Source organism: Flavobacterium phragmitis, assembly GCF_900112575.1.
Taxonomy (GTDB): Bacteria; Bacteroidota; Bacteroidia; order Flavobacteriales; family Flavobacteriaceae; genus Flavobacterium; species Flavobacterium phragmitis.
Genome location: NZ_FOMH01000007.1, coordinates 250,043 through 272,566 on the forward strand (window position 1 = coordinate 250,043; position 22,524 = coordinate 272,566).

The window sequence follows — 22,524 nt, forward strand, 5'->3', positions numbered from 1 at the left end:
TATTCGGGCTATTATATTGATGTACCTCCTGGAAGATCTACAGTTACGGCAGGGATAGTTTTTGTAGGTACAGGCAATGGATATGTAACCTGCAGGCTATCAACCTCTAGTGGTAGTATGGGGTCGTTTCCAAGTAATGTTACCCCTAATCTCTCTGGATTCACTGTGGTAAACGGAACAAGTACGGGTCAGGTTCTCTGGTATGTAAATAATACAAATAATTATTCTCAAAGATTTTATATGTGGCTTGGAGCTGCTGCAGGAGCGGCGACAGCTGCTAATGTGACAGTGGGAGGTTATAATAACTATTTGGAAGCATTTATTATGGCGGCTTATTAGTGTATTAATCATGCTAATTTTTAGAAGAGTTCAGATTACTCATCACACTAAAAATATATTCAATAGTAAGACTGATAAAGAAATAATTACTTCTAAATTTCTTTTTTGTCAGGTGTTATAGAAAGTGGAATATCTATTTTTAAAAGCGTTTGTTAGTTTCAGACGCTTTTTTTTGTAATTTTATTAGTTCATTTGCTTGATAATCATTGATTTATACGAGGTGATATTTTTTTTTATTTTTATTCTAGTGGTATTAATACAGTTATTTTAATTATTAAAACAAAATGTCCAGACATAGATGGGCGTATTTATAAAAGGTATTTATGCTAAAGGTAAAGTATAACTTAACAACATATGGCAGTTTTCTTGCTGATGTGGCAACTGGTTTTAACGCAGTGTCTGCAAAAAAAGTTGTGATAAAAAATAACGAGCTGGTTTTTCCCGAATCAATAGGAAAAGGAATTTTCTCTTGTTACGATGTAGATACAGGACTTGCAGTGGTTATAATGGATTGTACTTTTTTTGAAGATGTAAATTTTATTCGTTTACCTGCCAATGTCAATTATTTTCATGCTATGAGCTTTAATCTCACTAATTTTTCCTCTATAGTAAATATGGATGGAAAAAATGGACAGATTAATGGAGAAAGTTGGCAGAATAAAATTTTTTACAGTACTGCCAAAACTGGATTATCCTGGACTGCGCCTCAAAATATTCCCATTAAAATTGTGATTTTGTTATTGTCACAGGAATGGGTAATTAACAAATTTCGTCTTAAAGAATTAGAAAGTCGGGTACCCCATCAAAAGGAATTGCTGGAAGATGCGCCACTGCAGTTTTCACTTGACATGGATCTCGAAACAGTATTGTTGACGCAGGAGATCATAGCAAGCAAACCCCCGGAGTTTTTTGTAAAACTATTTTATAAAGGCTATGTCAAACGTTTGATAGCGCATGTACTAGATAGAGATAAGAGAGATTTGCATCCTGAAGAAGTATTAAAATATCAGGATGTACTCAATATTGTTGAGGCAAAAAAAAATATAGAAGATCATTTGGAACAGTCGTTGCCTGCACTGGATGATGTAGCAAAAAGCTGTGGAATGAGCTCGTCAAAATTTGCTAATATATTTAAGGCGATGTATACTAAAAGTTATCTGCAGTTTTTTCAGGAATTAAAAATAGAAAAGGCCGCCGACTTGTTGAAGAAAAACTGGGAAATTCTTGATGTAGCAAAGTCTGTGGGTTTTGTAAACCAGAGCCACTTTACACGAGTGTTTAAGGAATATTACAGAATACCTCCAAAAGAATATCGTAATGCTGCAACAAAACATTGAAGTTTTGTGATTTGAAGAAAGGATAAATAGTTTTAAGCTTACTAAATTATGATAGAAGTAGAATATTATTTTAGTACTTCAAATCAATGGATAATGGATTTTGCTAAAAGTTTTAGTGAAAGTACTGGTCTTGAAGTAGTATGTAAAGAAAACAAGATTATATTTCCAGAGTCTATGGCTAGTGGACGATATGAGTATTATAAATTAAGTGAAAGTTTAGGAATGTTATGTGTCGATGCAATATTTTTAGATGAAATATTGTTGCAAAAAACAAAATTGGTAGGGAATGATTATTATGGGGTAGTTTTTAATATTGGGGAAGATGATATTTCGGTAGTGCAAAAATTGAACAAAAGGGTTATTGATATTAATAGCCCAGTAAAACAGGTTGTTCTTAGTTCACATACATTTAATTCTTCCGTATTATTTCCCAAAAATAAGCCAATTCGTTATGTACAGATTTTTGTTCATAGAAGCTGGGCTGTAAAAAATCTTACAGAATCAAGACCAACAGAGTTTACTAATTTTGATGATTTCGCAAATGCAATGCCAATGGGTGCGATTGCAGGTTTTGATCTTAAAAGTTATAAATTAGCGAATGAAATCTTAGAGCTTGATTCTGACAAGCCTAATCTTATACAAATACTTGAAGGATATGCTTGTCAATTAATAGCATTGTTTTTTAATAACCTTGAAGTGGAGTATTTAGAGAAGAAAAAAGGAATTTCTCAAGATATAGTAAGAATTATTGACCTTAAAGAGAAGCAAGAACTGAATCTTGCAGAAATAGTATCACTTGCACAAGCGGCTGAGGCATGCTTTATGAGTAAAACCAAATTTGCATCTATGTTTAATACATTGTTTAAGAAAAATTATGGCGAATACTTTATCCAAAAAAAAATGGAGAAAGCAGAACAATTATTAAAACAAGGTTTGAGTATCAATAGTGTCAGGACCATGTTAGGATATAGTAATATGAGTTACTTTGCTAAAACATTTAAAAAATTTTATGGTGTTGCACCTAAAACTTTTATAAGAAATAAAAGTTAAATGTTAGGGTAACATGTTATAAGTTTTAAGTCGAATATTTTCTTTAACAATCTCCTTTGATTAAACAAATTATATTAAAATAAAGGAAGAAATCTAATAACTCATTTATGCACTCGCAAAAGGCATTTTTTTGGATAAATTATAAATAAAACTTTCATCCTATTTGTATAAGTACACAATTTTATATACGGTTAGCCCGACAGATTTTTAAAAGCTGTCGGGCTTATTTTTTTGTAGAAATTATATTTCTGTGAGAGTTTCCGATAAGAAGATTTTTAATTTCATTTGAAGGTATAAGTTTCGCAGGGAGTTTGGAGGGTAACGGATATATTTTAATTAAAGGTGTTTGGCAGGATACGATATGTATTATATTGATAATAAAAAAAACCTAACAGGTTTTAAAACCTGTTAGGTTTGCTAGTAGTGAAAACTTAATTTCCTAATCTCTTAATGGTAGAAATGACTAAATTTTCTTTCTCATTCTCGCAACTGGAATATCAAGCTGTTCTCGATATTTTGCAATAGTTCTTCTCGCAATTGGATACCCTTTTTCTTTTAAGATTTCGGCCAATTGATCATCCGGAAGCGGTTTTCTTTTGTCTTCTTCTTCAATGGTATTTTGAAGGATCTTTTTAATTTCCAAAGTTGAAACATCTTCTCCTTGATCGTTTTTCATTGCTTCAGAGAAAAATTCCTTAATCAGTTTGGTTCCGTATGGTGTTTCAACATATTTGCTGTTTGCCACACGTGAAATCGTCGAAATATCCAAACCAACCATATCAGCAATATCTTTTAAGATCATTGGTTTTAGTTTGGTTTCGTCGCCATCTAAGAAATATTCTTCCTGATAATGCATAATTGCATTCATCGTTACAAAAAGTGTTTCCTGACGCTGTCTGATGGCATCAATAAACCATTTGGCAGAATCTAATTTTTGTTTGATAAACTGAACGGCATCTTTCTGTGCTGTCGATTTGTCTTTAGATTCTTTATACGTCTGCATCATTTCCTGATAATCTTTAGAAACGTGCAGAGAAGGAGCATTTCTTCCGTTTAAAGTCAGTTCCAATTCACCGTCCACAATTCTGATAGCGAAATCCGGAACTACATTTTCTGTAACTTTATTATTACCAGCAAAAGAACCACCCGGTTTTGGATTCAGTCTTTCAATTTCGTGAATCGCTTTTTTAAGCTGTTCGTTCGAAACGCTGTATTTCTGTAAAAGTTTATCGTAATGTTTCTTTGTAAAAGCATCAAACTGATTCTCGATAATGTCAATTGCCAAATCAACATATTCAGTTGGCGTTTTATGTTTTAATTGAAGCAACAAACATTCCTGTAAATCACGTGCACCAACTCCCGAAGGTTCCAATTCGTGAATCACGGTCATCATTTTCTCTACCATTGCTTCATCAGTATAAATTCCCTGAGTGAAAGCCATGTCGTCAACAATATCGGGAATGCTTCTGCGGATATAACCCATATCATCAATACTTCCAACAAGGAATTCAGCGATTTCGCGCTCTTCATCATTCAAAATAAAAGTATTCAGCTGATTGATCAAATCCTGATGAAAACTTATAGGAGCCGCAAAAGGTGTTTCGCGTTCTTCATCGTCACTGTAATTGTTTACCTGAGTTTTGTAATCAGGTGTATCGTCGTCGCTTAGATATTCGTCAATGTTAATGTCGTCTGCTTCGATTCTGTCTGATTCGTTATCGTCATAATCGTCGTAGTCGTCGTTAGCATATTCATCCGCTTCGTATTCGTCTTCTTTACCCGCTTCCAAAGCCGGATTTTCGTTCATTTCTTCTAATAAACGCTGTTCAAAAGCTTGCGTAGGCAATTGAATTAACTTCATCAGCTGAATTTGCTGTGGAGATAATTTTTGGGATAATTTTAAATTTAAAAATTGCTTTAGCATAGTTAAGGCGCTATTTTTTGCCACTAAGACGCTTTTTCTGCCACTAAGGCGCAAAGGCGCAAAGTTTTTATTTGTTTTTTTGTTTCTTGTCGCAAAGGCGCTAAGACACAAATTTTTTGTTTAAATTTTTGAAATTAAGGCACAAATTTTTTGTTTGCCTATATTTTATTGAAAATTTTAAAATACTCTTTTTGTATTTATAAATCTTCTGATTCCACTCTTTATTAACGGAACGTTGAAATTAATCAAAAAGCCTAAATCTTTATTCAGTAATTTTAGCTGACCTATAATTTGTGCTTCCCAAACTGGATTTATTTGTTCAACTGCTTTTATTTCGATAATTATAGAATCTTCAACTAGTAAATCTAATCTTAATCCTTCGCTAAATTCAATTCCGTCATAAAAGATAGGAATGTCAACTTGACGTTTTACATCAAGACCAGCTTTAGCAATTTCATGAGCTAAACAAACTTCATAAACTCTTTCCAATAATCCGGGTCCAAGTTGTTTGTGAACCTTGAATGCCGAGTTTACAATTATTTTTCCAATTTCTTCCGTTCTTTCAGAGAGCATATTTTTTTAAGGGTTTTGCCACGAAGGCGCGAAGGCACAAAGTTTTTTTAAGTTTTTAAATCTTCACTAAAAAATAAAATAATACTTGTGAATTTGTGTCTTCGTGGTATTATTTTAATTTTTTTGAGTCTTTAATTCAGTTAGTTTAAAAATAAACTTAGTGTCTTTGTGCCTTCGTGGCAAATCTCTTTTTTCTTAGAACTCAGCGCTTCCCGGAGTTCTTGGGAAAGGAATTACGTCTCTAATGTTTGTCATTCCAGTTACAAACAATACTAAACGTTCAAAACCTAAACCAAAACCGGCGTGAGTTGCCGAACCAAATCTTCTGGTGTCTAAATACCAGTATAATTCTTCTTTATCAATTCCAAGTTTTTCCATTTTCTCAACCAAAACATCGTAACGCTCTTCTCTTTCAGAACCACCAACGATTTCTCCAATTCCAGGGAAAAGGATGTCCATAGCGCGAACTGTTTCTCTTCCTGGTTCTGTGTTGTCGTTCAAACGCATGTAAAACGCTTTAATGTTTGCTGGGTAATCGAATAAGATTACCGGACATTTAAAGTGTTTTTCTACTAAATAACGCTCGTGTTCTGACTGTAAATCAGCTCCCCATTCGTTAATGATATATTGGAATTTCTTCTTTTTATTTGGAGTTGAATCTCTTAAAATGTCGATTGCCTCAGTATAAGAAACACGTTTGAAGTTGTTTTCTAAAACGAAGTTCAATTTTTCCAACAAAGCCATTTCGCTTCTTTCTGCCTGCGGTTTTGATTTTTCTTCTTCCAAAAGTCTTCCTTCTAAGAATTTCAAATCATCGCCACAATGGTCTAAAGCATATTTAATTACATACTGAATAAAATCTTCAGCCAAATCCATGTTGTCATCAAGGTTGTTGAAAGCAACTTCTGGCTCAATCATCCAGAACTCCGCCAAGTGACGAGAAGTGTTTGAATTCTCTGCTCTAAAAGTTGGTCCAAAAGTATAAATCTGACCCAAAGCCATTGCAAAAGTTTCTCCTTCTAATTGTCCAGAAACGGTTAAGTTTGTATGTTTTCCAAAGAAATCTTTTTTGAAATCAATGTTTCCTTCTTCATTTTTTGGAAGATTATCCAATGGCAAAGAAGTAACTTGAAACATTTCTCCAGCACCTTCAGCATCAGCTCCAGTGATAATTGGCGTATTTACATAAACGAAACCTTTATCCTGAAAATATTTGTGAACCGCATAAGACAATACCGAACGCACACGCATAATGGCACCAAAAGCATTTGTACGCACGCGCAAGTGAGCGTTTTCACGTAAAAATTCTAAAGAATGTTTTTTAGGTTGCATTGGGAATTTCTCAGCATCAGAATCTCCAAGGATTTCTAATTTAGAAACCTGAATTTCATATTTCTGACCAGCACCTTTACTTTCAACCAAAGTTCCAATTACAGAAACTGCTGCTCCAGTAGTGATTCTTTTTAAAGTCTCTTCTGGTGTATTTTCAAAATCAACAACACATTGAATATTATTAATTGTAGAACCGTCATTTAAAGCGATGAACTGATTATTTCTAAAAGTTCTCACCCATCCTTTTGCATTCACTTCCTGTAACGTCGTCGTACTGTTTAATAAGTCTCTAACCTTTGTGTGTTTCATTTTTATATATAATTGATATTAAATAATATTCGTTTTGAACAACTGCAAATATAATCGATAATAATTAATTTTTGAAGCTGTTTCCTGCTATCCGCTATATCTTTTTCTTGCTAAAGGAGCAAGAAAAAGGATATCGCTTCTATCAGGGCTAGGGCAATCGGTTTCAAAAGAAGCAATTTCTCTTGTTTTTGTCATTCCGAGGAACGAGGAATCACACTAGTAATTCCGTTAAGAAAGTCGCCAATCTTTGTCGATTTCCGAGCGTGATTGCTTCGCCAGTTCGCTATCGCTCGTGCCCTCGTTCCTCGGAATGACAAACTGTGGGTTAATCTTTGTCAAAGTTTTAAACTTTGACAAAGATTTGTATTTTTTAAATTCGTGTCAATTCGTGAAATTGCTTCGCCCGTTCGCTATCGCTCGGGTCGTGGCAAACAAAACCTTATTTCTCCAAATTCTCCAATTCCTCTTTCTTAGTTTTCTTCTTCTCAAAAGTTAAAACCAGCGATGGTAAAACTACTAAGTTAGCAAACATAGCAAAAACCAAAGTACAGGAAATTAATCCTCCTAAGGCGATTGTTCCGCTGAAGCTTGATAATGTAAAAGTCGCAAAACCTAAAATCAGAACTACAGAAGTATAGAAAGTACTTACTCCCGTTTCTCTTAAAGCGCTGAAAACTGATTTTTTCACTTTTCCTTTGTTTTGCATCAGATCATGTTTGTATTTCGCCATAAACTGAATCGCGTTATCAACCGAAATTCCGAAAGCGATACTAAATACCAAAATCGTCGATGGTTTTAACGGAATTCCGAAATAACCCATTAATCCTGAAGTAATGCAAAGCGGTAAAATATTCGTAATCAAAGAAGCTGCTACCATTTTGAACGAACGGAATAAATACAGCATCAAAATTGCAATTGTCAAAATTGCAAACAATAATGATTCGATTAAGTTGTGTGCCAAATAGGTTGTTCCTTTTTGGAAAACCAATGCTTTTCCGGTTATCGTAACTTCGTAACGGTCTTTCGGGAAAATCTCATCAATTTTCTTGCGGAGTTTTCCTTCTACTTTTGCCATTTCATCCGTTCCGATATCTTTCATGAAAGTCGTAATTCTGGCATATTGTCCAGTCGAATCCACATACGCTTTCATTAAATTTTCTTTGCTGTTTTTGGTTGCATTTTTAGCATAACCCAAAATAAAAGTCTGTTCCTGAGAAGTTGGCAATTGGTAATATTCAGGGTTTCCGTTGTAGAAAGCCTGTTTGGCATATTTTACCAAGTTTACAACCGAAACCGGTTTTGCCAATTCTGGAATTTCTGAGATAGTATTCTGCAGTTCATCCATTTTACGAATTGTCGCCGGCTTCATAACACCTTTTTTCTTTTTGGTGTCAATCATGATTTCCAAAGGCATTACTCCGTTGAATTCCTTTTCGTAAAATAAAATATCTTTAAAGAAAGAAGCTGTTTTTGGCATTTCTCCAATCAAACTTCCAGACACTTTCATCTGTCTTACTCCATTTAAACTAACTACAAAAAGTACTGCGTAAATGATATATACGATTGTTTTTTTACCTTTTACTACAGTTGCAACAGTATTCAATAATGTTGAAATATACGTTTTGTCTAAATGGTATAAATGTTTCGCTTTTGGCAATGGCATAAAACTGTAGATAATTGGCACGATAAAAAGTGTCAAAGTATAAACAGAAAGTACGTTGATTGAAGTCACCAATCCGAACTCAAAAAGTAATTCGTTTCCTGTAATCATCAAAGTTGCAAAACCAATTGCAGCTGTTAAATTGGTCATCAAAGTCGAAGAACCAATTTTTGAAATAACACGTTGCAACGCTTTTGCCTGATTGTTGTGCAGTTTTATTTCCTGCTGATATTTATTGATTAAGAAAATACAGTTGGTAATTCCGATTACAATAATCAACGGCGGAATAATTGCAGTTAAAATCGTGATTTTATATCCAAATAATCCAAGTGTTCCAAACGACCAGGTTACGCCGACAATTAAGATGCAGATCGAAATAAACGTAGCTCTGAACGAACGGAAGAAGAAAAAGAAAATCAAAGAAACCGTCAATAAAGACGCTCCAATAAAAAGTCCAATTTCGCCTTTCATGTTATCCGCATTGATTGTACGGATGTAAGGCATTCCCGAAACTTTAAGATCGATTCCAGTTGTTTTTTCGAATTTATCGATTTTCGGAACTAAATCTTTTAAGATAAAAGTCTTTCTCTCAGCTGTATTTACAAGTGCTTTGTTCATGTAAATTGCAGAACGAACGCTTCCACTTTCTTTGTTAAACAACAAACCTTCATAAAAAGGCAGATTGTGAAACAAATCGTACTGTACCGTTTTTAAGTAAGCCGGATCAAGCGCTTTGCTTTGTTCAATAAAAGGTGCTAAAACAAATTTTTGGTTTACGGTATCTTTTTCCAGTTTCTTCAAGTCATTTAAAGAAATAACCAAATCCACTTCTTTGGCTTTTTTCAAACCGTTCATTAATTCTGTCCAAGCAGCATAATTTTTTGGTGTAAAAAAGTTTTTATCCTGAAATCCAATTACGATAAGATTTCCTTCTTCTCCAAATTTATCTAAGAATTTTTGATAATCCTTATTCGCAATATGATCTTTCGGAAGCAAGTTGGCTTCAGTATAGGTCATAGAAAGGTTTTTCCATTGATAACCAAAGAAAATAGTTAAAGCGGAAAGGATAACTAGAATTGTTATTCTGTTTTTAAGTATGATTCGGGCCAATTTTTCCCAAAATCCAACTTGAACTGTGTTTTTCATAAAATCTTTAAAAATGGATGCAAATGTAGTGAAAAGTGCTAGAAATCATAAATAAACCACTGTATTTTACTTAACGTTAACACAAATTTGAAAGTTTGTTCTTTGTGATAATCCGATTCGTTTGTACTATTTAATGAATAGCTTTTCTCATCTTTGCATGAATTAAAAATCATGAAAAATAATTTTTATAACTTCGATTGGTTAAAAACGCTTCGGGAATTTAATTTTAAAGGAATGAAGTAAGTCATTCAAAACAGAAAAAACAAAGACAATGCAAGATAACAATACTACTACTTTTATTTTTTTAGCGATTCTTTTTTTGCTGATTGTTATCATTTGTTTTATGATTTACCAATTGATGCAGGCCAAAAAAGCAAAAGAAGATGCCGAAAAGAGTTTTTATGCGCTGGAAGTAAAAGTAAATGATCTACAGTTAGAAAATTTGGAGTCCAAATTGAATCCGCATTTGTTTAAGAATATTTTAAATTCGATTCAGTCGCATGCTTATCAGACTTATTTCGCTTTAGACAAATTAGCCAATGTTCTGGATTATATTTTATACGAAAGCAAAAAGAAATTTGTGACGGCAAAAGAAGAGATCAATTTTGCACTGAATCTAATCGAAATCAATAAAATTAAAATCAGTCCGCTTTTCGAATTGAAGATTAAAACGAATATAAACGAAGACGATAAATTGTACGATCAGCCTTTGTTAGCGCCTTTGATTTCTATTGATTTAATAGAAAATGCTTTTAAACACGCCGATCTTCAAAGTGCCGATGCTTTTATTTCGGTTGTTTTTGAATTTAAAGACAATGCTTTTTTTATGACGGTTTCGAACAAAATCTCCGACAAAAAAGTGCTGAAAAAGGAGCGAAGCGGTTTTGGACATGCGACTTTAGAACATCGCCTTCGAATTATTTACAAGAATAATTTCAAACTCGATAAGTTTATAGAAAACGACATTTATATTGCTCATCTAAAAATAGATTTACTTGAATACAAAACTGAAATGCTTGCTACTGGACGATGAGCTTCCGGGATTGACTTATTTGAAAATGCTTTGCGAACAAATTCCGGAACTGGAAATTGTAAAAACATTTAATAATCCTGAGAAACTTTTGTCTGATATTCCAGATCTGGATTTCGATCTTTTAATTTCTGATATCGAAATGCCAGGAATGGACGGCTTGCATCTGGCCGAAATTCTCGAGAATAAATTGGTGATTTTTTGCACAGCTTACAAAGAGTATGCTGCCGATGCTTTTAATATCGATGCGGTAGATTATATCACAAAACCGGTAAAGTTAGAACGGCTTCAAAAAGCAATCACAAAAGCTTTTGAACGTTTTGATAAATCGGATAATTCTAAAAAGTTTATACAACTGAATACTGATAAAGGGAAAACACTTTTGTATTTTAATAAAATTCAATACATCACAACAGCTGCAAGTGACAGTCGCGATAAAACAGTTTTGTTGGCAGATGGAAGTTTTCTGAATCTGAAAAACGTAAAATTTGACACCCTTTTGCATGAATTGCCTGATGCCGATTTTTGTAGAATTAACAAAAAAGAGATTGTTGCTGTAAAAGCGATAAAGTTCTTTAACCACAACGAAATTGTATTGCACCATGTGGAAGAAAACAATAAAAATACAGCTCTAATTCTGAGCGAAACTTATCGTTCTGATTTTTTGAAAAAGGTAAAATTATAACTTATTACAAAGTTTTTCCGACTTGTTACATACATTGAAAATTAGCTGGAAATTTGCTTTTTCACTTAAAACTCAGTTCTGATATTTGCGGCAATAAATCTAAAGAACGAGTTATGAATAACATTAAAAACTCTGTATTTTACATTACAATTATCGGTGGTTTTACGGCGCTGATTTATTGGGTAATTTCAAAAGGTGCCGCATTAGAAGTGGGGCGCAACATCGTAAAAAAACAAATCGAAAGCAACCATTGGAATGACTTCCTGGATTCTATGGTTCATAATTTACAGCATCCATTAGCTATTTTATTGGCACAGATTGTAACTATTATTTTAGTCGCACGTTTGTTTGGATGGTTTTTTAGAAAAATTGGTCAGCCGTCTGTAATTGGCGAAATGATTGCAGGTATTGTTCTGGGGCCGTCTTTGGTCGGAATGTATTTTCCTGAATTTTCAGCCACTTTATTTCCAAAAGAATCATTAGGGAACCTACAGTTTTTAAGTCAGATTGGTTTGATTCTTTTCATGTTTGTTATCGGAATGGAACTGGATCTTAAGGTGTTAAAAAATAAAGCCCACGATGCGGTTGTAATCAGCCACGCCAGTATTGTAATCCCGTTTGCTTTAGGATTAACTTTAGCTTACTTTATCTATCACACTTTTGCCCCAATTGGTGTTGAATTTTCTTCTTTTGGATTATTTATGGGAATCGCCATGAGTATTACTGCGTTTCCGGTTTTGGCGAGGATAGTTCAGGAACGTGGCATGCAGAAAACAAAATTAGGAACCATTGCGATCACTTGTGCCGCAGCCGATGATATTACGGCTTGGTGTATTCTAGCGGTGGTAATTGCTATTGTAAAAGCAGGTTCGTTTACAAGTTCATTGTATGTTATCGGTTTAGCGATTTTATACGTAATTATTATGTTGAAAATCGTTCGTCCGTTCCTGAAACGTGTAGGCGATTTAAATGCAACTCGCGAAAGTTTAAATAAACCAGTTGTTGCGATTTTCTTTATCACGCTTTTAATATCTGCTTATGCATCTGAATTAATTGGAATTCACGCTTTATTTGGAGCTTTCTTGGCAGGAGCAATTATGCCGGAAAACAATAAATTCAGAAACATATTCATCGAGAAAGTAGAAGATGTTGCCATTATCGTTTTATTGCCATTGTTCTTTGTATTCACAGGTTTGCGTACACAAATTGGATTGTTAAACGATCCGGAATTATGGAAAATTACTGGATTAATTATCGCTGTTGCCGTAGCAGGTAAATTCTTTGGAAGTGCTTTGGCAGCAAAATTTGTGGGACAAAACTGGAAAGACAGCTTGTCTATTGGTGCCTTAATGAATACTCGTGGTTTGATGGAACTTGTTGTTCTAAATATCGGTTACGATCTTGGAGTTCTTTCTACAGAGATTTTTACGATGATGGTAATTATGGCTTTGGTTACGACTTTTATGACAGGCCCGGCTTTAGATTTTATCGGATTTATTTTTAAAGATAAAGAAACTGCTGTACCGGAAGAAATAGGAAGTAAGAGTAAATATAAAATCCTCCTTTCATTTGCAACACCAGAAAGAGGAAAGAAACTGCTTCAGATTGCCAACAGTTTGGTTAAAAAACAGCCGGACAATTCGATTGTAACTGCAATGCATTTGTCATTGAGTACAGAAATTCACTCTTTTGACGTGAAAGATCATGAGAAAAAAATGCTGATTCCAGTTGTCGAAGAATCCAATCGTTTAAATCAAAAAGTGGTGAGTCTTTTTAAAGTTTCAAATGATATTGATACCGATATTATCGATTCAGCAAATCATGGAGAATATGATTTATTGCTGATTGGTTTAGGACAATCTATTTTTGATGGAACTTTGCTTGGAAAAATCCTTGGTTTTACAACCCGAATCGTAAATCCGGATCGTTTGATTGATAAGTTTACCGGAAAAGAAGGTTTGTTCGAAAATAATCCATTTGACGAAAGGACCCGTCATATTTTGGCAAAAACTAAAATGCCCGTTGGTATTTTGATTGATAAAGATTTGGAAGAAATCAATCAGGTTTTCATTCCGGTTTTTAGTAAAGAAGATGCTTTTTTAATAGATTATGCTAAAAAATTAATCAATAATAATGGTTCACAGATCACAGTTCTCGATGCCAGCGGTGAAGTAAAAAGTACTCGCGAGATTCAAGAAACCATCCGATCTATAGAACAGATTGCCCCAAATCATATTATGATTATGAATGACAGAACTATTAAGAAAGAGTTTTTAGATGGTCAAAACTTAATGATTATAAGTTTGGACAGCTGGAAGAAATTAATAGAATCTCAAAGTACCTGGCTGAATAATACGCCTTCGGTTTTGATTTTGAAACCATAAATAGTTTTAAATCTCAATTTTTTGAAATTCCAAATTCCAATTTTTACTGATTGGAATTTGGGATTTTTTTTGGAGCAGAACTTTGTCAAAGTTTAAAACTTTGACAAAGTTTTTTTTTACGTGAATGTCATCCTGAGGAACTAAGGATCACAAAAGAAACTACGAATAGTATTCATACTTTGCAGAGCTACTTGTGGAGATGTCTCCTTCGTCGACATGACAAATATTAAGGGTATGTATTGAGAAAAAATCTGCTGAGATCTGTTTAAATCTGCATGAAAAATAATATTGTTTCATTCTTTTAATAGTTTAAATAATCTTTTATCCATTCAAAGAATAAAAACAGTAGAGAATTTGGAATTTTTAAGTATTGAGATTAAAAAACTACAATCCCAAATCAAGCACATAAGAAATCTTAACCGCAATATTATCCTCAAACTTCAATAACTGATTTGGTCCATAACGATAGAATCCAGCAAGACCAAAACCTTTGTAGATTTTGTTTAATTCTAAACCTGATTCATAAAATCCTCTTTCAAGTGTTTTGTAAGCTGGGCCAACATGCTGTTCAGGGTTTTCCATATTACCCCAAGCCATTCTGGAAACTATAACCAATGAAGGTCTGACCTTTTTGAGAATTGTAATACGGTCGAAACCATGTTTGATTTGGAACATTAAATATTGGCTTGAGAAAAACTCATTAAAAAACATCGTTTCAAAAGCGTTTCTTCCAGAAAAAGTAATACGCTGAACCACCGTTTCTTTGGTTAAATTGTTAGGAGAAGTATTGTACAAATGTGTAATTGGAACATCTCCCATGGCTAAACCTGCTTGGAAAAGTAAACTGGTTTTCTGGCGGTTTAAATATTTCTTTTCGTACTCTGCTTTAAAATCGATTTTGCTGAAAGTGAAATCATTGTCGAATACATTTGGAAGAGACTGTGTGTATTGAAAAGTAAATCTAGGAAATCTTTTCTCCGTCTCATTTCTTCCCGTTGGAGTCTGCATGAAATCACTGAAAGGTGCCCAAACGATAGAAAGCATTGCCGTTGTCATAACATAACTCGAATACAATTTCCCATTGTAATTAAATAAATAATCAAATTTTGGTTCGATGTAGTTTCTTGAGAATTCTAAAACAGCTTCCGTTTTCGGAATAATTTTGGTCTGAATATTACCGCGCCATCCAGTATATTCGTAGAAAGTACTGATGTTAATCGGACGAGGATCATAAATTTTAAAAACACGTTTGTCAACTGCAAAAACAGTACTTGCAATCTCGCGCACGTCATCTGTATAATAGCCGTTAAACCAAGTGTTGGTGTATTTATCCAATAAAACTCCTGCTCCTAAACTGTATTTAAAAGCTCCATCTTTTGTTCCGTAAGCCGTATAACCTTCAAGACGGAAATTTTTAGATAATCGGTCATTTGTAATGCCGCCAAGACCAAGACGAAAACCTTCGTAATTATTATAGCTGATAATCTTTTTTAAATCCAGATCAACCGGGCCGATTGGATAAAAACCATTAATGATTTTTCTTCCAATTCCCAGACGTTTTTCAATTCGGTTGCTGACAGAAATACTGTCTAGTAATTGATATGTTTTTTGGCTCTTTAAGTCGAGATTTTCTTTTCGGTAGGCTTCCCAAAAACTTTCCGGTTTTTTAGCAGCATCGTCATTAATTTCGATATAAAGTGATGGGTTTTTTACCGAATTGTTGGTGTTGAAACGAATATCAAAACTATTACTTTCAGAAAGCAGATAAGTAAAGTCTGAAGCCACTTTTTTTCTCGGTTCAAAATTCTCTTCAACATCTCCATCAAATTGAATCGTTCCGCCAAGAATCCTAATGTCATCATCATTCTTTCCTTTTACAATCTTGAAAGTGGTATTGCTTTGGAACCAGATTTTTTCTTTCGGAATATATTCAAATTCATGAATACCGCTGATATCCAAAACGCCTTTTATTCGCATTACCGCTTTAGCGACAGCAAAATTTTCTTTGTCAATATATAAAACTCCTTCTAAACCAGATGATCTTCGTTTAAGCTTATTTTTGAAATAAATCATGTAAGCGTCACGACCTTTAATACTTACAGTGTCTAATAATTTATAATTGTAGGTAGATGTTGCAGAGTTCGAAATTGGATTTTCATATTTGGTTTCAAATAATTCATATTTCGAATCATAAATCGAAATGGACTGAAGATTAAATGCTAAAACTTCATAAATAGGCTGTTTAAAACCTGCAATTTTAGTTCCGAGAACCGTTTCTTTCAGTTTATTGTTTGTAAATTGATATTGCGAAACTTTCTCTGTTTGAAATAAATGCTGTTTGCTTACAATTTCCTTGAATTTATAATCAGAAGAATCAATGTTGATTATTTTTTTGTCTAAATCTTTATAAGATGCCGAAGAATCGATTCTGCCGTCTATAGAATCCGGATTTGCTGTAACAATAAGCTTGTTGTAGGTTTTGTATTCGAAATTGCTGAGTTTTTTCTGCGGATCATTTTGCCATTTGCTGGCAATCACTTTTCGAATTATTGTTAAGGCCGGATTTTCATTAGAAACAACAACTTCTTTTAAATCATCTGTCTGTTGTACAAGAGAAACAGCATAAAAAGTTTTGTTTTTGATTAGTGCAATAGTCTTCTTTTGAAAGCCAACATAAGATACGCTTAGAGTGGTTGCCGACGTACTGATTTTGAAAATGAATTTCCCATCAACATCTGTAATAGTGTTGTTGTTTTCTGATGTTGTAATGGTGGCAAACGGAAGAGGTTTGTTGTTTGAATCGGTTACGATTCCGTTTATTTGAATTTGCGCCTGAAGTGTAAGCGTAAAAAACAAAGTCAAAAAACAAAATAGCTTCATACAGAATGATATAGTTTCAAAAACGAAAAGAATTTAATTTTCGTATGCAAAAATAGCAATAAAAAAATCCGCCTGATACAATAAACCAGACGGATTTTTTATTTTATTCCAAAACCTAATTACACTTTCATGATTTCAGCTTCTTTTAAAGCTAATAATTCATCGATTTTTTTGATGTAAGCGTTTGTTAAGTTCTGAACTTCTTCTTCTGCAGATTTGCAGATGTCTTCTGAAGTTCCTTCTTTTTCTAATTTTTTGATGTCAGTATTGGCATCTTTACGAGAATTACGAATACCAATTTTAGCATCCTCAGCCTCAGATTTTGCTTGTTTTGCTAAATCACGACGACGCTCTTCTGTTAATGGCGGTACGCTGATAATTACCATATCACCATTATTCATTGGGTTAAAACCAATGTTAGCGATCAAAATTGCTTTCTCAATTGCCTGCAGCATATTTTTTTCAAATGGCTGTAATGTAATTGTTCTCGCATCTGGAACACTGATTTTAGATACTTGCGAAAGCGGTGTTGCAGATCCGTAATAATCAACAAAAACACCTCCAAGCATAGCTGGAGAAGCTTTTCCTGCACGAATATTTAGAAATTCTTTTTCTAAGTGTGCAATCGTACCATTCATTGATTCTTCAGTACTTTCTAAAATAAAATCTATTTCTTCAGTCATTGTTTTTTAGTTTTCAGTTTTATTTTCAGTTTTCAGTTAAAGTCATGCGACTGTAAACTGTTACTGATGACTATATATTTACTACAGTTCCTATATTTTGGCCTTCGCAGATTTTCAATAGGTTTCCAATTTTGTTCATGTCAAAAACTACAATTGGCAATTTGTTTTCCTGGCTTAAAGTAAATGCTGTGGTATCCATTACATTCAATCCTTTTTTGATTACGTCATCAAAAGAAATAAAATCAAATTTTACAGCTGCTGCATTTTTCTCTGGATCAGAATCGTAAACTCCGTCAACACGTGTTCCTTTTAATATTACATCAGCATTGATTTCGATTCCTCTTAAAACAGCTGCTGTATCAGTTGTGAAGTATGGGTTTCCAGTTCCTGCACCAAAAATTACAATTCTGCCTTTTTCTAAGTGGCGGTCAGCTCTTCTTTTAATATATGGTTCTGCAATAGATTCCATTTTTAGAGCCGTTTGCAGACGCGTTTTCATTCCTTTGTCCTCAAGCGCACCTTGCAAAGCCATTCCGTTAATTACAGTAGCAAGCATTCCCATGTAATCGCCTTGAACTCTATCCATTCCAGAGCTTGCTCCGGCAACTCCTCTAAATATATTTCCTCCTCCAATAACAATTGCAATCTCTACTCCTTTACTGTGAATCTGCTTAATTTCGTCTGCATATTCGGCTAATCTTTTTGGGTCTATACCGTATTGTAAATCACCCATTAGGGCTTCGCCGCTAAGTTTTAGAAGAATTCTTTTATATTTCATGTGTGTGTCGCGTTAATTTGTGCAAATATAGACATATTCTGATTTTTAAAAATAATGTTTGCAAAAAATTAATTATAAGTGCGATTTTAGACTAAAAAAGCCTTTTAAAGGCAAAACTTAAATGGGGATTTTTTTGCCACAAAGAGCGCAAAGATTTTATAGATAGATGAAGCCTTAATGCGAAAAGTTTGCAAAGCGTTCTGAACACAAAGCTCTGCGAACTTTGCAATTTCCTATTTCATCATTTAAGATAAAACTCTTAGTGTCCTTTGCGTTAAATTCTCATTTCAAGAGAAGATTAAATGAAATTTAAATAGACTATTAAATGTGACAAATGTCATTTCTGCATCTTTCTAAATTTTGTATTTTTATTGTAACAAAAAATAAACAAATATGAAAAGTACTGTAGCCAAAGCATTATTCAATAGTCATTCTTATGCAGAATACCGAAAACTAGTAACCGATTTATTATCTGAAGGAAAATCAACCGGAAATGAGCAGTCAGAAAGTTTGACCAACTATTCTAAATTGAATGAAGCGAGAATGAACAGGCTGGAGAAAACCATAAAAATTTCTGAATCTGTTGCAGAGAAACTCCAAAATCTGGACAATCATTATATCTGGCTGGTTTTGTCTGAAGGCTGGTGCGGAGACGCTGCGCAGATTCTTCCTATTTTAGACAAGATGGCTCATGTTTCTAACAAAAGAATTGATCTTAGAATTGCACTTCGGGACGAAAATGACGATTTGATGAAGCAATATTTAACTAACGGTGGAAGAGCAATTCCAAAAGTCATTGTAATTTGTAAAGAAGCCGGAATTGTTCGTGCAGATTGGGGACCAAGACCTAAAGGAGCAGCAGAATTAATGGCAACTCATAAAAGAGAAGTTGGACCAATTGATGAAAAAATAAAAACTGATTTACAGTTATGGTATTTGGCTGATAAAGGGATTTCTGTACAGGAAGAATTGCTTGAAATTATGGAGAATATTAAGTATAATCGATTGTAGTTTTTCTTAATGTGTTGATAAACAAATAATTTCGTTGATAAAATTATCTTAAAGTCTTTTTATCTTAGTTTGAATTTCGTATCTTAGTATTGATAACCCACGTCTATTATAACTTTCTGATTTACTCTTTTTATTGGTGTTTATTTAATGTTTAACAATTAAAAGTACACTATTATGAAAAAGTTATTCGAAAGGTTTTATGATTTCTTCTCTCAATTTTTATTTGGAGGAAAAAATGTGCCTCACTATTAACTCGGGGAAATAAGTATGAAATAATTTTACTTATCAACTTTAGGAAACATGGCACATTACTCCATAAAAAAGTAATGTGCTTTTTTATTATTTAAAACTTTCTTCAAACAAAGTAATGTCAATAGCATTTTTTACATCGTAATCACCAATTTTAGTGCGACGTAAAACTGTTAAATGTGAACCTGAATTCATTGCTTTTCCAAAATCATAAGCAAGGGAACGAATATAAGTTCCTTTAGAACAAACGACTCTAAAATCTACTTCTGGCAACGCAATTCTAGTAATTTCAAATTCGTGAATAGTAGTTTTTCTGCTTTCAATTTCTACTGATTCTCCTGCACGTGCATGCTCGTACAAACGAACACCATCTTTTTTAATGGCAGAAAAAATAGGCGGTTTTTGGTCAATTTCGCCTAAAAATTGTTTGACAGTTTCATGAATCAAAGCTTCGTCAATATGATTTGTTGGGAAAGTCTGATCGATTTCGGTTTCCAAATCATAAGATGGAGTAGTGGCTCCAATGTAAAAAGTTCCGGTATATTCTTTTGCCTGGCCTTGAAGCTCTGAGATTTTTTTGGTAAATTTTCCAGTGCATATTAATAAAAGGCCGGTTGCCAAAGGATCTAAAGTTCCAGCATGACCAATTTTGAACTTTTTTGGAAGTCCAACTTTATTAATCAAAAGGTATTTTAATTTATTGACAGCTTGAAACGAACTCCATTTTAAAGGTTTGTCAATCAATAAAACTTGTCCGTTTAAATATTCTTCAGGTGTCATTATATAATCGTAAGCGGGTGAATGAAAAAGTGAATCAATAATAAAATGATTCCAGCAAGGATTCTGTAGTAACCAAAAACTTTAAATCCGTTTTTAGTCAAAAATCCGATGAAAGTTTTAATTGCTAATAATGCTACAATAAAAGCAACAATATTTCCAATTACCAACATGTTAACTTGGTCGTGAGATAATTCGAAACCCGCTTTGTAATAATCGTAGCATTTTTTTGCTGTTGCTCCCAACATAGTTGGAACCGCTAAGAAAAATGAAAATTCTGCTGCAGAAGTTCTAGTCAGTTTTTGAGCCATACCTCCAACAATACTTGCACCGCTTCGAGAAACTCCAGGAATCATGGCAAGACATTGAAATAAACCAATTTTTAAAGCTTTGGCATACGTAATTTCAGTTGAAACTTCTGGATCATTTGGTTTGTTAAACCATTCGTCAACTTTTAATAAAATTAGACCTCCAATTAGAAGTGAAACGGCAACTGTAACAGGGTTTTCTAGTAAGCCATCAATAAAATCGCTTAATAATAATCCTAAAACAACCGCAGGAATAAAAGCGACTAAAAGTTTAAAATAGAAATCAAAAGTTTGAAAAAAACGTTTGAAGTATAAGATTACAACCGAAAGTATCGCACCAAGCTGAATTACAATGGTAAAAAGTTTAGTGAAATCGTCATGAGCGATTCCGAAAAAAGAAGAAGCAATAATCATATGTCCTGTAGAAGAAACAGGCAAAAATTCTGTAATTCCTTCAATAATGGCAAGAACAATAGCTTGTAATGTGTTCATTTAGAATTTTAGATTTCAGATTTTAGATTTCAAATTGTCACCCTGAGCGGAGTCGAAGGGCATTCCAATTGGAAATCTATAAACCTATTTATTTAGATTTTTTGAAGATAGAATAAATCGTGATTCCAAAACCGATTAAAACAGTTGTTGGTGCCAAACGAATACGTCTAAAGCTGAAAATGTCTTCATTAAAAACATTTGGATCTTTACTTCCTCCGCCAGACATTAAAATAAATCCTAGCGCTATTACAGCAATTCCGATTAATAGGATTTTGTAATTAATGGCATCAAAAAGGAATTCCTGTTTTTGAACTTGTTGTTCTTCTTTATTATTGTTGTTTTTCATTTTTATGTGTTTGTAAGCCTGAGCGAAGTCGAAGGCATTTTTTTTAAATCTAAAATCTGCAATCTAAAATCTGCAATCTAAAATCTGCAATCTAAAATCTGCAATCAAAAATTAATAAAGATCGTCAGTTCTTAAATTCAAGAAACGTTGCGTTGCAAAATGCGTGCTTACCCAAGTAATTAGAACTCCTAATCCGAAAACAGCAACCAAAACCAAACCAGTTAAAATTTTGTCTTCTAGAATTCCTAAACCAGGGAAATTAGTATCTACATATAGTAAAAGTGCAATTAAAGCAATAATAGCTAAACCAGCACCAAGCATTCCTAGTTTTACGCTTCGCATTACAAAAGGTTTACGGATAAAAGCTTTTGTAGCGCCAACCATCTGCATGGTTTTGATAATAAAACGATTTGAATGTATAGATAAACGTAGTGAACTATTGATTAATAAAACTGCAATTACTGTCAAGAAACCGCTGATAATCAAAATCCACATACTTACTTTTCTGATATTGTCATTTACTAGATTTACCAATTGTTTGTCGTAAACAATATCTGAAACCATTGCATTTTTGCGAAAGTTGCTTTCAATCTTAACGATACTGTCTCTTTCTACATAATCTGCTTTTAAGTGAATGTCGTATGAATTCAATAAAGGGTTTTCTCCCAAGAATGTAAGGAAATCTTCTCCAATAATATCAGTATGTTCTTTTGCTGCTTTTTCTTTGCTTACGTAAACAAAAGATTTAGCAAAAGGTGCTCTTTTAAGTTCGGTATTAAATGCTTTGATAATACTGTCATTTGCTTCATTTTTGAAGAAAACCGTCATGGCAATTTTTTCTTTAAAATCGTCTGCCAATTGTTTAGAATTAATAATGAATAATCCCAGTACTCCTAAAAGGAATAAAACCAAGAATACACTTAATACTACCGAAAAATAAGAGGAAATTAACCTGCGCTTTTGAAATTTATCAAAGTTAGAACTCATAGTCTGCTTAAATTATGTGGTAAAAATAATAAAGTATTTCTTGTATTTAAAGTTAATAACAAACTTTTATACTTAAAAGTACGATTTAAATATAGAAAAGAAGTTTTATTTGATGCAAAGTGTTACATGAATAATTAAAACAAAGAACGCAAAGTCTTTCGTAAGGTCCGCAAAGTAAAAAGTTTGGCACAGATTAAAAAGATTAAAAATGATTTTTAAGTCTGCGTAAATTCTTTAATCTGTG

General features: G+C 33.4%; 18 protein-coding genes. 7 read left to right on the forward strand and 11 right to left on the reverse strand.

Features of this window, described 5'->3' with window-relative positions:
* From BM289_RS14310 to BM289_RS14320, 3 genes are all read left to right on the forward strand, one after another.
* Nucleotides 1-339: hypothetical protein (locus BM289_RS14310; RefSeq protein ID WP_167365432.1), on the forward strand; the 339-nt coding region annotated here is incomplete at its 5' end.
* 323 nt (nt 340-662) lie between these two features.
* Nucleotides 663-1,676 (forward strand): helix-turn-helix domain-containing protein, encoded by a 1,014-nt coding sequence (locus tag BM289_RS14315; RefSeq protein ID WP_091494675.1) that lies wholly within the window; start codon nt 663-665, stop codon nt 1,674-1,676.
* A gap of 48 nt (nt 1,677-1,724) precedes the next feature.
* Nucleotides 1,725-2,726 (forward strand): helix-turn-helix domain-containing protein, encoded by a 1,002-nt coding sequence (locus BM289_RS14320; RefSeq protein ID WP_091494677.1) that lies wholly within the window; start codon nt 1,725-1,727, stop codon nt 2,724-2,726.
* A 463-nt stretch (nt 2,727-3,189) separates the two neighbouring features.
* Here the strand turns inward: BM289_RS14320 and rpoN are convergent, their stop codons facing one another.
* The 4 genes from rpoN to BM289_RS14340 all read right to left on the reverse strand — a co-directional run bounded on the left by rpoN (nt 3,190) and on the right by BM289_RS14340 (nt 9,670).
* Nucleotides 3,190-4,650: an RNA polymerase factor sigma-54 gene (rpoN, locus tag BM289_RS14325; protein ID WP_091494921.1), complete on the reverse strand. Its 1,461-nt coding sequence runs from the start codon at nt 4,648-4,650 to the stop codon at nt 3,190-3,192.
* A gap of 177 nt (nt 4,651-4,827) precedes the next feature.
* Nucleotides 4,828-5,223, reverse strand: a complete 396-nt coding sequence (locus BM289_RS14330; RefSeq protein WP_091494679.1) for a GxxExxY protein — start codon at nt 5,221-5,223, stop codon at nt 4,828-4,830.
* Nucleotides 5,224-5,418: 195 nt separating this feature from the next.
* Nucleotides 5,419-6,864, reverse strand: a complete 1,446-nt coding sequence (asnS, locus tag BM289_RS14335) for an asparagine--tRNA ligase (protein ID WP_091494681.1) — start codon at nt 6,862-6,864, stop codon at nt 5,419-5,421.
* A 439-nt stretch (nt 6,865-7,303) separates the two neighbouring features.
* Entirely contained in the window at nt 7,304-9,670 is a 2,367-nt protein-coding gene (locus BM289_RS14340) for an efflux RND transporter permease subunit (RefSeq protein WP_091494683.1), read from the reverse strand.
* A gap of 271 nt (nt 9,671-9,941) precedes the next feature.
* On the opposite strand from BM289_RS14340, the gene BM289_RS14345 reads away from it, so the two are divergent.
* From BM289_RS14345 to BM289_RS14355, 3 genes are all read left to right on the forward strand, one after another.
* Nucleotides 9,942-10,703 carry a sensor histidine kinase gene (locus tag BM289_RS14345; protein WP_091494685.1) on the forward strand — a complete coding sequence of 254 codons (762 nt, stop codon included), beginning with the start codon at nt 9,942-9,944 and terminating at the stop codon, nt 10,701-10,703.
* Entirely contained in the window at nt 10,666-11,385 is a 720-nt protein-coding gene (locus BM289_RS14350; RefSeq protein ID WP_091494687.1) for a LytR/AlgR family response regulator transcription factor, read from the forward strand. The genes BM289_RS14345 and BM289_RS14350 overlap by 38 nt, the downstream gene beginning before the upstream one ends.
* Nucleotides 11,386-11,498: 113 nt before the next feature.
* Nucleotides 11,499-13,769: a cation:proton antiporter gene (locus BM289_RS14355; protein WP_091494689.1), complete on the forward strand. Its 2,271-nt coding sequence runs from the start codon at nt 11,499-11,501 to the stop codon at nt 13,767-13,769.
* 384 nt (nt 13,770-14,153) lie between these two features.
* On the opposite strand, the gene BM289_RS14360 is transcribed toward BM289_RS14355, so the two are convergent.
* The 3 genes from BM289_RS14360 to pyrH all read right to left on the reverse strand — a co-directional run bounded on the left by BM289_RS14360 (nt 14,154) and on the right by pyrH (nt 18,110).
* Nucleotides 14,154-16,649 carry a DUF5686 family protein gene (locus BM289_RS14360; RefSeq protein WP_091494691.1) on the reverse strand — a complete coding sequence of 832 codons (2,496 nt, stop codon included), beginning with the start codon at nt 16,647-16,649 and terminating at the stop codon, nt 14,154-14,156.
* A 119-nt stretch (nt 16,650-16,768) separates the two neighbouring features.
* The gene (frr, locus tag BM289_RS14365; protein WP_091494693.1) at nt 16,769-17,332 is read right to left on the reverse strand and encodes a ribosome recycling factor; all 564 of its coding nucleotides are present in this window, start codon (nt 17,330-17,332) and stop codon (nt 16,769-16,771) included.
* Nucleotides 17,333-17,402: 70 nt separating this feature from the next.
* Nucleotides 17,403-18,110, reverse strand: coding sequence for a UMP kinase (gene pyrH / locus BM289_RS14370; protein ID WP_091494695.1), 708 nt, complete (start codon nt 18,108-18,110; stop codon nt 17,403-17,405).
* Between the two features lie 393 nt (nt 18,111-18,503).
* Here pyrH and BM289_RS14375 point away from each other — a divergent pair, with 393 nt between their 5' ends.
* The gene (locus tag BM289_RS14375; protein WP_091494697.1) at nt 18,504-19,121 is read left to right on the forward strand and encodes a thioredoxin family protein; all 618 of its coding nucleotides are present in this window, start codon (nt 18,504-18,506) and stop codon (nt 19,119-19,121) included.
* Between the two features lie 339 nt (nt 19,122-19,460).
* Here the strand turns inward: BM289_RS14375 and truB are convergent, their stop codons facing one another.
* The 4 genes from truB to BM289_RS14395 form a co-directional block, all read right to left on the reverse strand.
* Nucleotides 19,461-20,150 (reverse strand): tRNA pseudouridine(55) synthase TruB, encoded by a 690-nt coding sequence (gene truB / locus BM289_RS14380; RefSeq protein ID WP_091494698.1) that lies wholly within the window; start codon nt 20,148-20,150, stop codon nt 19,461-19,463.
* Nucleotides 20,150-20,947 (reverse strand): undecaprenyl-diphosphate phosphatase, encoded by a 798-nt coding sequence (locus BM289_RS14385; protein ID WP_091494700.1) that lies wholly within the window; start codon nt 20,945-20,947, stop codon nt 20,150-20,152. Before BM289_RS14385 ends, truB begins: the two co-directional genes overlap by 1 nt.
* Before the next feature lie 88 nt (nt 20,948-21,035).
* Nucleotides 21,036-21,293 carry a DUF3098 domain-containing protein gene (locus BM289_RS14390; RefSeq protein WP_091494702.1) on the reverse strand — a complete coding sequence of 86 codons (258 nt, stop codon included), beginning with the start codon at nt 21,291-21,293 and terminating at the stop codon, nt 21,036-21,038.
* A 111-nt stretch (nt 21,294-21,404) separates the two neighbouring features.
* Entirely contained in the window at nt 21,405-22,280 is an 876-nt protein-coding gene (locus tag BM289_RS14395) for a cell division protein FtsX (protein ID WP_091494704.1), read from the reverse strand.
* Between the last annotated feature and the right edge of the window lie 244 nt (nt 22,281-22,524).